This is a genomic window from Arthrobacter sp. KUASC02, from assembly GCF_059739395.1.
In genome coordinates, this window is the sequence record NZ_AP046053.1 from 2,409,530 (window position 1) to 2,424,043 (window position 14,514).

A 14,514-nucleotide genomic window follows, 5' to 3' on the forward strand; every position below is an offset into this window, starting at 1 on the left:
CCCTGACCTGAATGGAGGCATTCGCGATGTCTGTTTACACTCTCGGAATCTGGCTGGTGAAGCCCGGCAGGGAAAATGACTTTGTGCAGGCCTGGCGGGATCTTGCCAGGAAGACACAGGAGGATTTCCCGGGGGCAAAAGCCGTCCTGATGCACGACCGCGACGTTCCGAACAGGTTCATCAGCACGGGCCCGTGGGAATCGCTGGAGCAGGTTGAAATATGGCGCGCCTCGGATGCCTTCACGCAAGGATATGAAGCCATGCGCGGGTTGCTGGAACACTTTCAACCACACACCCTGGACGAGGCCGCAAGCATCGGTTGAGCGCAGGAGGGATTCCTGCCCAACATCAACGGAGGGGGACCGCGATGACGGAAACGAAGGGCGATGCTGCAAAGCCTGCGACGCTGGCCGAGGGCGGGGCGACTGAAACGCGCCGCGCTCCGGCCTGGAAGGTCAAGTACGACTGGAGCGAGGATCCCGACGAAGTGGTCCACATTGTCTGCTGCCGGGATCTGGACTGGCGGCGGGCAATGTGCGGCTATGAGGAACCGGAGATGACGATTGCCCGTGATCCGCAGATCCTGTGCTCGATGTGCATGGAAGTCTTTGGGCGGCCACTGGGACCGGGGCCATGTCCCATCGATGATCAGCCGTGCCCTGACGACGACGAAATAGACCGGATCGTCGACGAACGCACAGTCTGAGGGGTCCGGCGATTTTCTCTTACTGGTAACCGTGCATATTCGTTCTAGTACTGATCCCGGCGCTGACAGAACCGTGTCGTGACTCCGCTGGGCTGGGGCGCGAGGCTCTTGCCGCGCAGAGGTATAGGCACAAAGGCGCCCCGCGCCGGAGAGGTACGGGGCGCCCGATTTAGCTAGGGTCAGCTGCGGTATTTGCAGACGGCTGTGTGCTTGGTTCCGTCCGTCAGGACCAGCTGGAACATCCGGCAGGAGTCGGCCCACGCCTTATCTGTTTTCCAGACGTAGCTGTACGTCCCGCTGGCAGCGTCGTAGGAGAGGCTGCTCGAACCGGCAGTTGTTATCGTCTCAACCTCCGCAACGGGTGCGCCCGTGTCACAGGTGACCGGAACGGAGGTTGGCGAGCCTGCCTGAAGGATGTTCAGCCCGAAATCTCCGCCCAGGCTGAACTTCATCGGCACCGACCGCCCTGCCGTTATGACGTTCACTGCCGGTGCTGGATCGACCGGCGCCAGGAACCCGCTGATGGCAAAGCCGCTCCTGGCGGGAAGAATCACCCTTGTCGGCAGCCCCATTCCGCCGCCCTCGGTGAAACCGATCACTCCGATCTCAACATCTTCGGTCCGGCGCACGTCGGTGATTGTTGCCGTCCGCACGCTGGCGTCCACCAGTCTGCCAGGGATGCCGTCGACGGTGAGGACCCTCCGGTTCACCAGCGGGTCGGAGGATTCCCACGTCACTTGGACGCTGCTGACATCGCCGGCGTCAGCGACGGTGTGGCAGTGACGTTCAGCGGAGCTGTGGGATAGCCGTCAAGCGGGGGACTTGCCGATGTGAAGAAGCGCCGAGGCGTTGGCGACCAGCCTCGCCCACGACCTGGGCACCTTGGGAGCAACCGCCGAGCACGAAAAGGGCGTCCGGGCAGGCGGCTGCGCGCTTGCCAAGATAGGCATTCAACTCGTCAACACCTTCGGTGACGCTGTCGCCGTAGGTGGACCCGCCACCGCCGGTAATCCCTGCCCCGACAGTGTTCCACAGGGATTCCAGGCCCTTGTCCATGCCGACGGGAACAGCAGGGTAGGAGTACCCGTCGATGCCTCCATCGCCGAGTTCGTACTGGTGGATAGTCGCTGTAGGGGTAAGTCGCTCCTTGATCTCTAACTGGAAGTTGTTGGCTTCAGGGTCGCCTGGATCCTGTCCTGATCCCCTAGCGAACACTGTTTCGACCGTTGCGCAGGCATCAGCGACAGGATCCGCGGCGGAAGCTGGCGGAACCGTCAGCGTGACTGCGGCGATGGCAGCAGCCAGACCTGGAACGGTCAGGTGGAAAGGAGTTTTTGAGCGCACAGTATTACCCCCACGGTTACTGAACGGAATTGCCGCCTTGTTCGGCGGCTCAAGGCAACCGACGCGGCCTGAATGGTCTCAGAGTGCCGGCTAGTTTATCCAGTGACTAGATAAAGAATCCTAAAGATTTCCCAAGCTTCAGGGCGCTTGCTCAGCGGCCAGGGCTACACGCTGAGGTGCCCCTGGGGCAGGGCTAAAGACGTTGAAGGAGTACTCGAACTCGCCATCGCTTCCACTCAAAATGCAGATAGGGCTGCTGCCGATGACGTTGGACTGTCGCCTGCACGGTCCTTCCGACTTCATCTCGAAACCAAGCCCGGAGAACACTGCCTTGATGTCGTCATCGGTGAGCTCTTTCCCGGTATCCCAGCGACGGGAGAGGCTGGGGCATGGGTTCGTACTGATGCACATGAACCGCTCCGGGCGGACAGTCTCGTCGGTCAGCTTCCAGTCCGACGGGATGGCGAAGCGTCCGGCGCGGGAAAGCATATCGTCGGTGACCTTGTCCTCTGCGGACCGGATTACGAAGAACGCAACAGGCCCCACGACCAGTACCGCCGCCAGGACAATTGCGACAATCCGCTTCACTGTGTTCCCCAAGCCATCAGTGCATGCACTGATCCCTGATCAACTGCCGTCAGTGCTGAACGCATCGTACCTGCATCCGCCCGCCGTGTCAGCGACACAAAGGGGGGTACATTCTTCCGCATCGGGATACAGGAGGACGCTCAGATAGTGATAGGGGATGTCTCTCGAAGGGCCGCCCGGAAGGAGCAGGTCTTGAAAGTTTGGGCACGTTAGGAGATGAAGGCCTCGGAGTCCGCGCATTTGGCGAGGCCCCATTGGATGCATCAGATGCAACATCGGCTTTCTCATACGCGGGAACTGCACTTATCGGTTGGATGGGGAGGGGCGAATCACGGGGTCCTAATCTGCATATTCTGCAATCGGGTTCGGTGATTATTCGTTTTCGAACTAATCAGACTCAATCCTCAGCTCTCTCCAGAAAAGCAAGAGCTTCCAGGACGGCGTCAGGGGATACGTCAAACCCGGTGGCACGGGTGCCAGACCAATTCAATCCAACCAAAATGCCATCGCCCTGGAGGCCCGGGAGCCAGTTCGACCTCCATTGCTGTAGCGGCAGTGATACTACGTCGAAGTCGCGGTAGTCAGGAACCGAAGCCACGATTCGCTCGACACGGCTAGGACGGGACCAAAAAGGCATGCTTCTCTGACCGTCGGGTCCAGCGGGTGCCGGGAAGCCATTTGCGTCACGAACAGTCCACACTTCTTGATGGTGGAGAATCTCGCTATAGAACGCGCTTGCGTGCGCGGCGCTGGTGCTCACGAAGACATCTTTCCAGAATCTGGCGCTGGCCGTTCCGGCGCATAGTTCGCCCACGGACTCGCCGCTGCTGCGGCGTGCTTCTGAGTGACTTGGTAGCTGTAGCCGAGCATTTCGGCCACGAGCGGGGCGGGCACTTCCTTCACGAGCGCGCGAAGGGATGCGTTGCGTGCACCCAGGAGATCGATGCCGACTTCTCTGAGACGAATCATGAGCGTGTTGGGGTGGATGTGCTGCCCGGGCCGGTATCCGGGGAACAGCCATTCGCTGCCTGAGCTGATGCCTGTGCGCATGTTGGGGCGTGCTGCCAGGTGTTCTGCGAGCAGTGAGGCGAAAGGTTCGGGCACGGGCGCTGGATCTCCGTCGCCGAGTGACAGACGCAGGCCATCTGACGTGAGGATCACGTCGGTGCTTTTCATGGCGGCGATCTTCACGACTGGCTGGGCGTAGAGCAGTAGGAGAGTGGCGGCGACCCTATAGGGCAGGGTGTCGACGTCCTCTGTGAGGCAGGCTTTGAGCATGGCGAGCCGCTGACCCTGGGTGAGAACTGGCACGGTCTTGGCCTGTCGGAATCCGATGGTGATGTTGGTGCACTGGTGGGGCCGTCGGCCAGCGGCAGTACCTCCGGCTGGCCATTCGCACGGCGTTTCCGCAGGTCACGGGCTTATTTCTACTACAAGAGATGCGGTACAGGGTGGCAATGGGCGGAGGAGGGGTGATCGTGCATCAGATGCAATAATCATTGCTTTACTTTACATAATGTAGATTATCGGCGTTTACCTAAGGCTGGAAGTGGCTGGCTCATGGTGGGGTTTTCCGGACATTTGCCGGGCGCATCTTGGAGGCGAGTTCCCGGATTTTCCTTGTGATTGCGGACCTGTAGGGATCGTGTGCGGAGCTGAGCGCGGCAGCCGGGTCTGACCAGTTGCTGCCCGGGTATAGCCACACCGGTTTGGTCCGCAATTGAGGTGGTTCCCATTGGTACCGCGGCCAGATATGCGCGTGCAGGAATGGATCGGTGTTCCCGAGGATCTCGATATTGACGCGAAGGAACGCCGAGTCCAATTTCGCGCACGCGATCTCAACGGCTTCGGCCAAAATGTCGACGCTGCTCAAATATGCTGTGCGTTCGGCACGAGGCAGATCAGTGAGGCGGTCTACGCAGACCCGGTCTGTGATCAGCACCGAGTAACCAGGGAGCCACTGGACGTCACCTATTACCGCAAAGCCGCCACTAAGGTGTGCCATAACGGTGGGATTCTCCCCTGCGATCGCCGACCCCACCCGGTCGTTCTTCCATGACTCCATGGCTGACCCTGGGGATGAATTCAGAGCCAGCCCATGCGGGCCGCTCACCTTCCCACGTAGGCCGCGAGGTGCTCACCGGTCAGCGTCGAACGGCCCGCGACGAGTTCCGCCGGCGTTCCCTCGAAAACGATCCTGCCGCCGTCGTGCCCGGCGCCCGGGCCGATGTCGATAATCCAGTCAGCGTGCGCCATGACTGCCTGATGGTGTTCGATCACGATGACCGACTTGCCGGAGTCGACAAGCCTGTCCAGCAAACCCAGCAGCTGCTGGACATCGGCCAGGTGGAGGCCGGTGGTCGGTTCGTCGAGGACGTACACGTCGCCCTGCTCGGCCATCTGGACGGCCAGCTTCAGCCGCTGCCGCTCGCCGCCGGACAGCGTGGTGAGCGGCTGTCCCAGGCTGAGGTAACCGAGCCCGACGTCGGAAAGCCGCGCGAGGATCTTATGGGCAGCCGGGACCTTCGCGTCGTCGGAATCGAAGAACGCCGTCGCCTCGGTCACCGGCATCTCCAGCACCTCCGCGATGTTCCGGCCGCCCAGGGTGTATTCCAGGACGGATGCCTGGAACCGCCGGCCTTCGCAGTCCTCGCAGGGCGACTCGACCGTGGCCATGACGCCGAGTTCGGTGAAGATGACACCCGCGCCGTTGCAGGCGGGACAGGCCCCCTCAGAATTCGAGCTAAACAGGGCCGGCTTGACGCCGTTGGCCTTGGCGAACGCCTTCCGGACCGGCTCGAGCAGGCCTGTGTAGGTAGCGGGGTTGCTGCGGCGCGAGCCCTTGATGGCTGCCTGGTCTATGACCACCACGCCGTCGCGGCCGGCAACAGAGCCGTGGATCAGTGAGCTCTTCCCGGAGCCGGCAACGCCCGTGACGACACAGAGCACGCCAAGCGGGACATCGACGTCCACGTCCTGGAGGTTGTGCTTCGATGCGCCGCGGACCTCGAGTTTGCCGGCAGACGCACGCAGGGTGTCCTTCAGGACCGCCCGGTCGTCCAAGTGGCGTCCGGTGATCGTGTCGCTCCCCCGCAGCCCCTCGACGGTTCCTTCGAAACAAAGCGTTCCGCCGGCCGTGCCTGCGCCCGGCCCCAGGTCGACGACGTGGTCCGCGATGGCGATCGTCTCCGGCTTGTGCTCGACTACCAGCACGGTGTTGCCCTTGTCGCGCAGCTGCAGCAGGAGCCGGTTCATGCGCTGGATGTCGTGCGGATGCAGGCCGATCGTCGGTTCGTCGAAGACATAGGTGACGTCGGTCAGCGACGAGCCCAGGTGGCGGATCATCTTGGTCCGCTGGGCCTCTCCCCCGGACAGCGTTCCGGCCGGCCGGTTGAGTGAGAGGTAGCCGAGGCCGATTTCAGCGAAGGAATCGAGCAGGTGCTGCAGCCCCTTGAGCAGGGGTGCCACCGAGGGCTCGTTGAGGTCACGGATCCAGTCGGCAAGGTCGGTGATCTGCATCTCGCAGAGTTCGGCGATGTTCTTGCCCTGGATCTTCGAGGTCAGGACGTCCCTGGTCAGCCGCGTGCCGTTGCAGTCGGGGCACGTCTGGAACGTCACCGCCCGCTCGACGAACCGGCGCACATGCGGCTGCATCGCCTCGGGGTCCTTGGACAGCATCGACTTCTGCATCTTGGGGATGATCCCCTCGTAGGTGAGGTTGATGCCCTCGACCTTGATCTTGGTGGGCTCGGCGTACAGCATCGTGTCGAGCTGCTTCTTGGTGAACTTGGAGATCGGCTTGTCCATGGGCAGGCCGACTCCCTCGAACAGCCGGCCGTACCAGCCGTCCATCGAGTAGCCGGGAACCGTGAGGGCGCCGTCGCTGAGGGTCTTGTTTTCGTCGTACAAAGCAGTGAGGTCGATGTCGCTGACGTTGCCCATGCCTTCGCAACGCGGGCACATGCCGCCCAGGTACACGGCCTGGCTGACGACGCTCTTCTCGACGCGGCCGCCCCGGTCGGTGGACATAACGCCGCTTGCCTTGCGGGTGGGCACGTTGAAGGAGTAAGCCGTGGGCGGGCCAACGTACGGGCTGCCCAGGCGGCTGAAGAGGATCCGCAGCATTGCGTTGGCGTCGGTGGCCGTTCCGACTGTGGACCTCGGGTTCGCGCCCATCCGCTCCTGGTCCACGATGATGGCGGTGGTCAGGCCCTCGAGGAAGTCGACGTCGGGCCGCGCCAGGTTGGGCATGAAGCCCTGCACGAACGCGCTGTAGGTTTCATTGATCATCCGCTGCGACTCGGCGGCGATTGTGGCGAAGACCAGTGAGCTCTTGCCCGATCCTGAGACGCCCGTGAAAACCGTCAGGCGGCGCTTCGGGAGCTCCAGGCTGATGTCCTTGAGGTTGTTCTCCCGTGCGCCCTGCACACGGATCAGGTCATGGGTGTCGGCTACATGCAGCGCGGACAACTGCGGGTCCGACGTGGTGGCCATGGTCATCGTGTCTCCATCTGCTCATCGGGGCCGCCTGCGGGGCATTCGCCGGGCGGTCACCTGGCTCAATCTAACCAGCTCCGAGGAGCCCGCCGGGCTTCCTACCGTATGGTAACCACCATTGTCTTAAGGCGAAAGCTCACTGAGAATGAACCATGACGGTCTACCTGAGATCCCTGGAAACTGCTGTCCCGCCCACCGTACTCATTCAGTCCGAGGCCCGTGATGTGTTTGCCGCCCAGCCGGGGCTGACCAGGCTGGGGTCGCGGCTCGTGAACACCTGTTTTGATTCCGCCGCCATCGACACCCGCCATACCGCCGTCACGGAGCTGACCAAGGACAGCCGTGCCGACGATCCGCAGTTTTTTGACCCCGATACCGGCCTGGTCCTGAGCCCCAGTACGAAGGTCAGGAACGACATCTTCGGCCGCGAAGCCACCAAGCTCTTCGTGGAGGCTGCCAAAGCAGCACTTGCTGCCTGCGCCGGCGTCGAGGCAGCCGACATCACCCATCTGGTGACGGTCTCGTGCACCGGTTTCTTCAACCCCGGTCCCGACTACAAAATCGTCCGTGCGCTGGGCCTGAACCCGGCCGTGCAGCGCTACCACCTCGGCTTCATGGGCTGTTATGCGGCTTTTCCGGCCTTGCGTGCAGCTAAATCCTTCTGCGAGGCAGACCCCGACGCCGTTGTCCTGGTGGTCTGCGCCGAGCTCTGTTCGCTCCACGTCCGCACGTCCAACGACCCCGACACCATCATGGGCTCGGCGCTGTTTGCGGACGGGGCCGCCGCCGCGGTCGTCTCGGCCAGGGACATCACCGACGGAGAGCCCCTGTTGCAGCTGGACCACTTCGAAACCGTGCTCACGCCGGTGGGCGAGGAATCCATGGCATGGAACATCGGCGACGAAGGGTTCGAGATGGTGCTGGGCAACTACGTCCCCCACATCATCGACGACCACATCATCGGGGCACTGGAGCCACTGCTTGCGCGCGATGAATCCCTGCGGGGACTCCCCTACCGGGACATCACCCACTGGGCCATCCACCCCGGCGGCAGGAGCATCCTGGACAAGGTGCAGTCCCGGCTTGAGCTCACGGACGAGCAGCTGGTTCCTGCGCGGGAAACCCTCCGCAAATTCGGCAATATGAGCAGTGCCACGGTGCTTTTTGTCCTCAAACACATTGCCGGACTCCCGCCGCAGGACGGCGACGAACGCATCTGTTCAATGGCGTTCGGGCCGGGCCTCACTGTGGAAACGGCGATGTTCACCAAGGTGCGTGCACCGCTGGCAGGATCTTCACCCGGGGCAGCCGAGGAGTCCACGGCAACGCAGCAGGCTGCAGCACGGACTGAGCCGTCGCTCCTCTGATGGCGGCCCGCCTGATGACCGGCCCGGGATGGCTGCGCGAGCGGGACGTCCACGCTGTGGAGCAAATGGACCGTCCCGGCTGTGATCCGGCGCGGCTGGACCGCACGTACGCGCAGTTTCCCGTAGTGAACCGGGCCATTGCCGGGTGGCGCGGAATCTACCGGACCCATCTCCGGCCCGTCCTGTCACCCACCGGTGTGACCACCCTGCTGGACATCGGCTGCGGCGGCGGGGACGTGCCCCTGATGTTGGCGGCGTGGGCGGCCCGGGACCGGCGAAGAGTGGAGATCACTGCCATTGATCCGGACCGGCGGGCCTTCGAGTTCGCCCTGCGCCGCAGGCGCGTCGACGGCGTGACGTTCCGGCAGGCGTCAACTGCCGAACTGGTAGCCGAGGGGCGGCGCTACGATGCCGTGGTGTCCAATCACGTCCTGCACCACCTGGACACGGCTGAACTTCCGCAGTTCCTCGCCGAATCGGCCATGTTGTCCCGCGGCCCGGTCCTCCACAACGACATCCGCCGCAGCACCGCCGCGTACGCGCTGTTCTACGCCGTGTCATGGCCGTTTCCCGGTTCCTTCATCAGGGACGACGGTTTGACGTCCATCCGCCGCAGCTACACGGCGGCGGAACTGAAGGCGTCCGCTCCCCCGGGCTGGGCCGTTGCGCCCCGTTTCCCCTTCCGCAATCTGCTCACCCTGGACCGGACCGATAGCGGTGCTTGACGTCGTCGTGGTGGGCGGCGGCCCGGTGGGGATGTTCCTGGCAGCCCTTCTGCTGCAGCACGGGATGTCGGTCCGGATCCTGGAACAGCGCTCGGAGCCCAACACCCACTCCCGCGCCATCGGCATCCATCCCCCGTCGCTGGAGGCCCTCGATGGCGTCGGCGTAGCATCCGGCCTAATAGCCGAGGGCGTCCGGATCCGCCGCGGTGTTGCCATCGGGGGCGGCGTGGAGCTGGCGGGAATGTCCTTCGACTCCGTGTCCCGGCGCTACCCGTTCGTGTTATCCGTGCCGCAGGCCAGAACGGAAGCCGCCCTGGAGCGGCGCGTCCGGGAGCTGGACGGCGGGGCGCTTCTCCGCGGCGCAACCGTGACGGGAATGCACGACGACGGTTCCTCCGTTGCGGTGGACGTCCTCACCGCAGGCGGGGAATCCAGGATTCATGCTTCCCTGGCGGTGGCCGCGGACGGGGTCCATTCCACTGTCCGCCAGCTGCTGGAGGCCCCCGCCCGGCTGAAGGTGTACCGCGACAGGTACCTGATGGGAGACTTCGCCGACAGCACCGCGTTCGGCCCGGACGCAGCCCTGTTCCTGGAAGCCGCCGGCATCGTGGAGTCCTTTCCGCTGCCGGGCGGAGAGCGGCGTTGGGTGGCCAGGTTGCCGGGCGCACCGGCCGTTGCTGGAGCTGATCCGGAGGCGTCGACTCCCGGCGGCCTGGCGCGGATCGTGCTGGAGCGGACCGGCGTCGCGGTCGACGCCGGCACGAATTCGATGCTGAGCAGCTTCGGCGCCCGTACCCGGATGGTGGAGCGCATGGTCCACGGCAGGGTCACGCTCATCGGAGACGCCGCCCACGAAATCAGCCCTATCGGCGGCCAGGGCATGAACCTGGGCTGGCTGGATGCTGCTGACCTGGTGCCGTTCATCCTCCGCCAGCTGGCCCGGACCGGACGGGAGAGGGATTTCCGGTCGTTTGAAGGTCACAGGCTGCGGGCGGCCGCGACGGCTGCCCGCCAGGCCGAAATCAACATGGCGCTTGGCAGGCCGCTGCAGCGTCCGTGGTGGACAGTCCGGAACAGGCTCATCGGCTGTGCCGCGGGCGTGCCGGCGGTCAATGCACGCGTGGCCGCCCGTTTCACCATGCACTAGCGCAGTTCAGCGGTGTAATAGCAGTCGTAACTGTCCTGACTGGTGATTCGTCCGTCGCGGACCTCGAACACAGATGTGGTCCGGGCCCGGATAGTATCGCCGGCGTCCCAGTATCGAAGGTTCATCAGCAGCGTGGCCGACCAGTCCGCCTCGAGCACCACGCGGCTTCCTTCACACGTGGTCCGCCGGACGTCGAACCGCTGACCGGACACCACCTGACGGCTCTGGTCCGCCCCCGCCAGCACCTGCGCACGGCTGCGCACGGACCCTTCCGGCGCGAGCACGTGCGGCGCCTCAACCAGCGTGAAGTCCTCGGCCAGGAAGCTGTCCACTTCAGCCGCGCCGCCGCCGGCCTCAATGGCGCGGACAAATCCAAGGACACAGTCGAGCGGGGTCTGTTCGTTCATGGAACGAGGCTAGCCCATAGCCCGCCGCCCGGATTCAACGGGGCCTTTAGACTGCTGGCATGGACGGCGCAGCGCAAGCGAGGCGACGGTGGCCGGCAACAGCCGCCGTCGTACTGGCTGCTGCGGTGGCAGTTACGGCACTGCGGGGCTGCAGCCCGGACGCGGAAGGGGCCGCTCCGCTGACTGCGGAACTCAACCAGTTCAGGGACAACTACGGCAGCCAGATCATCGAGATCCAGGTCAGCAACACCTCGTCCGTGTCCCTGACGGTCTTCAGCGCTGACATGTCCAGTTCCCTGTTCCCGGCGGGCACATCCTGGCGGGCAAAGCCGGAGGGCACGGAGGTGCCGCCGGGTCAGACAAAGAGCCTGCCGGCCACCCTGCCGGCGCCCTCCTGCGGCAGCCCCGGGGCGGATGCTGACGCAGCCCCCTCGGCCGGCGCGGCACCGGCGCAGGTGAAGGTCTCCTACCGCCAGGGCTCCACAACCAGTGACGTGCAAATGCCGGCAGCGGACCCTTTCGGAGTCCTGGCACGGAACCGCTCTGAACTCTGCCTCGCGCAGGACGCCGGGCGCATCGCCCGGATAAATCTCGCCCCGGAACTGGAGGTCGCGGCGGACGGCCGGACCGCCGTCGTACGCCTTCAGGTGACGCCCCGCGCGGCCGAAGCCGGAACACCGCGTTCCCTGGTCATCGAAAGCATCGAGGGCACCACCCTTCTGGCCGAAGCCCCGGACGCTCCGTGGCCGCGCGGAATCACGGTTGTTGCCGGCGGGAGCCCCGGTGAGTTCCGTCTCCGGTTCCGCCCCGCCCGCTGCGATCCGCATGCCGTCGCTGAAGACAAGGTGGGAACCCTGCTGCCACTGCGCCTCGATGTGGGCGGACGGCGCGGTGTGTTCAAGGTTCCCGCCGGTGCCGACCTGACGGGCCGGATCCACGCGTTCGTCACGGCGGCCTGCCCGGCGCACTAGGCTTTTCCCATGCTTCATGTCGCAAACCCCACCCCGTTCAGCAACGCCCGGATCAGGGAAACAGTCCAGGAGATCCTCGCAGCCGGGGTGCTTCCGTCCATTGTGCAGGCCGGCCATCCGGTGCTCCGGCAGCAAGCTGCACCGTACGACGGCCAGCTGGACAGCGCCGAACTCGCGGCGCTCGTCGCGCTGATGCGCGAGGTGATGCATGACGCGCCCGGTGTCGGACTGGCGGCGCCCCAGCTGGGCATTCCCCTGCAGCTCGCTGTCCTCGAGGACGAATACGACGTCGACGCCGATATTGCCGCCGTCAGAAACCGGACACCGCTGGAGTTCTTTGCGGTCATCAACCCGAGCTATGCACCGGTGGGGACCGGCGCAGCGGCTTTCTACGAAGGTTGCCTGTCGCTGCAGGGCCTGCAGGCCGTGGTGTCGCGGCACGAATCAGTGCGCCTCGACTTCACCGACGCAACCGGCACCACGCTGCAGCGGGTTTTCTCCGGCTGGCAGGCGCGTATCGTCCAGCACGAGACTGACCACCTGCAGGGAGTGCTCTACATCGACAAGGCTGAGCTGCGCTCCCTCAGCAACAACGCTGAATACGGTGCGCGGTGGGCCCACCCGGACATTGACCGTGCCCGGCAGGAGTTGGGTTTCCTGCCGGACGAAGCCGCGGACTAGGGGTTGGCCTTGGTGGGCAGGTAGCGGGCCCACCAGCGAAGGATTTCCTCGAAGCGCTGCTTCCGGTGGTGCGGGGTACCTGACCGGGAAAGCTCGTGGTTTTCGCCCGGGAAGACGAGGAACGCAGCGTCCACGCCCTGCTGCTTCAGCGCCGTGAAGTACCGCTGGCCCTGTTCCACCGGGCAGCGGAGGTCGTCTTCGCTGTGGATGACCAGCGACGGCGTGCGGACGGTGCGGATGGTGGCCATGGGGCTTTGGGCGGCCATCTGTTCAGCTGAGGTGCCGGTGTACTCGCCACCGAAGAACCAGCCGATATCCGAGGAGCCCACAAAGCTCACCGGATCGAGGAATCCGCGCTCCACGATGGCTGCTTTGAAGCGGTGGTCCTGGCTGATGGTCCACGCCGTGAGGTAGCCACCGTAGGAACCTCCCATGATCCCGAGCGCACCGCCGTCGAGCTCCTGGAACTTTGCCAGGGCGCCGTCGAGAAAGGACAGGACGTCCTGCATGTCCACGGTTCCCATCTTTTCCTTGATGGCACGCCCGTGTGCCTGGCCGTAACCGGCAGAGCCGCGGGGGTTGCACATGAGCACCGCGTAGCCGGCCGCGGCGTAGACCTGGGCTTCGTCGAACAGTGCCACGGTGTACTGCGAGAACGGGCCACCATGGATGTTCAGCAGGACGGGGTGCGGACCCTTTCCGGGCGGCAGCACCAGCCAGCCGTGGACCTGGTAGCCGTCCGCCGCATCGAAGGTCAGCTCCCGGGGCTCAATAATCTCGGCCCGAAGCCGCAGTTCGGCTGAAAAATCCGTCAACAGCCTCAACTGGCCGTCCTCCAGCGCCGCGACATCGCCTGCTGTGGCGGCGTCGCAAAAACTTACGAACAGCGAGCCGCCAGCGGACGCAGCGCCGGTGACGACCCGGTCTCCGTGGACCAGCAGCGAGTGGTTGCCTGTTGCTCCGAACTCCAGCAGCTCCACGGTTCCCTGCGCGTTGTTCAGGAGGAGTACCGAATCCGGGCCGCGGAGCTCCAATCCCCCGGCGCCTTCGGTGAGGTCCATCGTTTCCACGTCGCTGAGGACGGTGGCTTCGCCGCCTTCGGCCGGCATGACGTAGAGGGCCGTATTCCGTGCCACGAAGTCCTGCCCGGACTCGCCGAGTTCCTGGGCGGTGTAGAACAGCCACTTCCCGTTTTTGGACTGGCGCGCGGTACCGACCGTCTGGCGCCCGCTGTTGGCGGCCTTGACGGATTCCGGCTCACCGCCCGAGGCTGCCACCCGGTACACGCCGGCTTCCAGGTCCCGGTCACTGCCTTCGTGAAGGGCAGCAATGAAGTACACGGATTGTCCGTCGGCGCTGAACGATTCACCGCAGTGGTCTGCCGCGGCGAAGGTCAGTTGCCGCGGGGCCGGGAGCAGGTCGCCCGCCGCCGCATCGGCGGCTTCGTGGGCTTCGGCGTCTGCTGCCGGACCGGAGCCCGCCGGATCTTTCGCTGCCGGTTTGCGGTTCTTCAGGGCCCGCCCAACGGGCGGCACCCGGGGCTCGTCGTCCAGTTCCGGGACGTCCACGATGAAGAGCTGAAGGGGCTTGTCCGCCGTATACCCGACGCCGTTCATCCTGTATTGGTAGTCCGTGATCAGCCTTGCATCCTCAGCACCTGCGGATACGCCGTCCAGGGTGCCGTACCGGCCGTCGTCGGGCGTTCTGGCACCGAAGACGATGCTGTGCGAATCGGGAGACCAGGCAAAGGATGAGACGCCGAGCTTGGCGTTGGTGAGGACCTGCGGTTCGCCGCCGGCCGCCTCCACGACATAAAGCTGCGGACTCCCGCCCGCCGTTGCGCGCAGGAAGGCCAGTACCAGCCCGTCCGGAGAAAAGGCCGGGGAGGTGTCGCGGAAACCGCGGGTCAGCCGGCGGGGCAGCTTCTCCGGATCCAGCGGCACAGTCCAGAGCTGGCCCACGTAGGTGTCGGCGTCGAAATCAGGGCGGACCACCGAAACCACGGCCCGGCTGCCGTCAGGGTGGACGGCGGGGGCGGAAACGGACTTCAGCAGGGGCAGATGTTCAGGCTTCACGCCTGT

At 64.8% G+C, this 14,514-nt stretch carries 16 protein-coding genes; 7 read left to right on the top strand and 9 right to left on the bottom strand.

What is annotated here, in order from left to right:
* Positions 1 to 11 precede the first annotated feature (11 nt).
* A complete protein-coding gene (locus AC6JAC_RS11105; protein ID WP_231510980.1) occupies positions 12 to 323 on the top strand; it encodes an antibiotic biosynthesis monooxygenase family protein in 312 nt (103 codons plus the stop codon).
* Positions 324 to 367: 44 nt separating this feature from the next.
* Entirely contained in the window at positions 368 to 706 is a 339-nt protein-coding gene (locus AC6JAC_RS11110) for a hypothetical protein (protein ID WP_028269186.1), read from the top strand.
* Between the two features lie 179 nt (positions 707 to 885).
* On the opposite strand, the gene AC6JAC_RS11115 is transcribed toward AC6JAC_RS11110, so the two are convergent.
* The 7 genes from AC6JAC_RS11115 to AC6JAC_RS11145 all read right to left on the bottom strand — a co-directional run bounded on the left by AC6JAC_RS11115 (position 886) and on the right by AC6JAC_RS11145 (position 7,138).
* On the bottom strand, positions 886 to 1,443 hold the full coding sequence (locus AC6JAC_RS11115) for a PxKF domain-containing protein (protein ID WP_028269187.1): 558 nt from the start codon (positions 1,441 to 1,443) through the stop codon (positions 886 to 888).
* Between the two features lie 49 nt (positions 1,444 to 1,492).
* A complete protein-coding gene (locus AC6JAC_RS11120; protein WP_197024870.1) occupies positions 1,493 to 2,050 on the bottom strand; it encodes a cutinase family protein in 558 nt (185 codons plus the stop codon).
* Between the two features lie 138 nt (positions 2,051 to 2,188).
* Entirely contained in the window at positions 2,189 to 2,650 is a 462-nt protein-coding gene (locus AC6JAC_RS11125; RefSeq protein ID WP_156037035.1) for a hypothetical protein, read from the bottom strand.
* Positions 2,651 to 3,035: 385 nt separating this feature from the next.
* A complete protein-coding gene (locus tag AC6JAC_RS11130; protein WP_231510981.1) occupies positions 3,036 to 3,452 on the bottom strand; it encodes a DUF2750 domain-containing protein in 417 nt (138 codons plus the stop codon).
* Positions 3,395 to 3,949, bottom strand: a complete 555-nt coding sequence (locus AC6JAC_RS11135) for a site-specific integrase (RefSeq protein WP_231510982.1) — start codon at positions 3,947 to 3,949, stop codon at positions 3,395 to 3,397. The genes AC6JAC_RS11130 and AC6JAC_RS11135 overlap by 58 nt, the downstream gene beginning before the upstream one ends.
* A 247-nt stretch (positions 3,950 to 4,196) precedes the next feature.
* A complete protein-coding gene (locus tag AC6JAC_RS11140; RefSeq protein WP_028269190.1) occupies positions 4,197 to 4,703 on the bottom strand; it encodes an HIT family protein in 507 nt (168 codons plus the stop codon).
* A gap of 44 nt (positions 4,704 to 4,747) precedes the next feature.
* A complete protein-coding gene (locus tag AC6JAC_RS11145; RefSeq protein WP_028269191.1) occupies positions 4,748 to 7,138 on the bottom strand; it encodes an ATP-binding cassette domain-containing protein in 2,391 nt (796 codons plus the stop codon).
* A 149-nt stretch (positions 7,139 to 7,287) separates the two neighbouring features.
* Here AC6JAC_RS11145 and AC6JAC_RS11150 point away from each other — a divergent pair, with 149 nt between their 5' ends.
* From AC6JAC_RS11150 to AC6JAC_RS11160, 3 genes are read left to right on the top strand one after another with little or no spacing between them, the layout of a single operon-like run.
* Complete coding sequence (locus AC6JAC_RS11150) at positions 7,288 to 8,502, top strand: type III polyketide synthase (RefSeq protein ID WP_028269192.1); 1,215 nt, start codon at positions 7,288 to 7,290, stop codon at positions 8,500 to 8,502.
* A 14-nt stretch (positions 8,503 to 8,516) separates the two neighbouring features.
* Complete coding sequence (locus AC6JAC_RS11155; protein WP_028269193.1) at positions 8,517 to 9,227, top strand: class I SAM-dependent methyltransferase; 711 nt, start codon at positions 8,517 to 8,519, stop codon at positions 9,225 to 9,227.
* Complete coding sequence (locus AC6JAC_RS11160; protein ID WP_497964696.1) at positions 9,220 to 10,374, top strand: FAD-dependent oxidoreductase; 1,155 nt, start codon at positions 9,220 to 9,222, stop codon at positions 10,372 to 10,374. Before AC6JAC_RS11155 ends, AC6JAC_RS11160 begins: the two co-directional genes overlap by 8 nt.
* On the opposite strand, the gene AC6JAC_RS11165 is transcribed toward AC6JAC_RS11160, so the two are convergent.
* Entirely contained in the window at positions 10,371 to 10,781 is a 411-nt protein-coding gene (locus AC6JAC_RS11165; protein ID WP_454698667.1) for a nuclear transport factor 2 family protein, read from the bottom strand. The genes AC6JAC_RS11160 and AC6JAC_RS11165 overlap by 4 nt on opposite strands.
* A 59-nt stretch (positions 10,782 to 10,840) precedes the next feature.
* Between AC6JAC_RS11165 and AC6JAC_RS11170 the strand changes: the two genes are divergently transcribed.
* Positions 10,841 to 11,752, top strand: a complete 912-nt coding sequence (locus AC6JAC_RS11170) for a hypothetical protein (RefSeq protein ID WP_497964698.1) — start codon at positions 10,841 to 10,843, stop codon at positions 11,750 to 11,752.
* A 9-nt stretch (positions 11,753 to 11,761) separates the two neighbouring features.
* Positions 11,762 to 12,433 (top strand): peptide deformylase, encoded by a 672-nt coding sequence (locus tag AC6JAC_RS11175; protein WP_497964700.1) that lies wholly within the window; start codon positions 11,762 to 11,764, stop codon positions 12,431 to 12,433.
* Here the strand turns inward: AC6JAC_RS11175 and AC6JAC_RS11180 are convergent.
* Positions 12,430 to 14,508, bottom strand: coding sequence for a S9 family peptidase (locus tag AC6JAC_RS11180; RefSeq protein ID WP_497964702.1), 2,079 nt, complete (start codon positions 14,506 to 14,508; stop codon positions 12,430 to 12,432). The two genes, AC6JAC_RS11175 and AC6JAC_RS11180, sit on opposite strands and share 4 nt — an antisense overlap.
* Positions 14,509 to 14,514 lie beyond the last annotated feature (6 nt).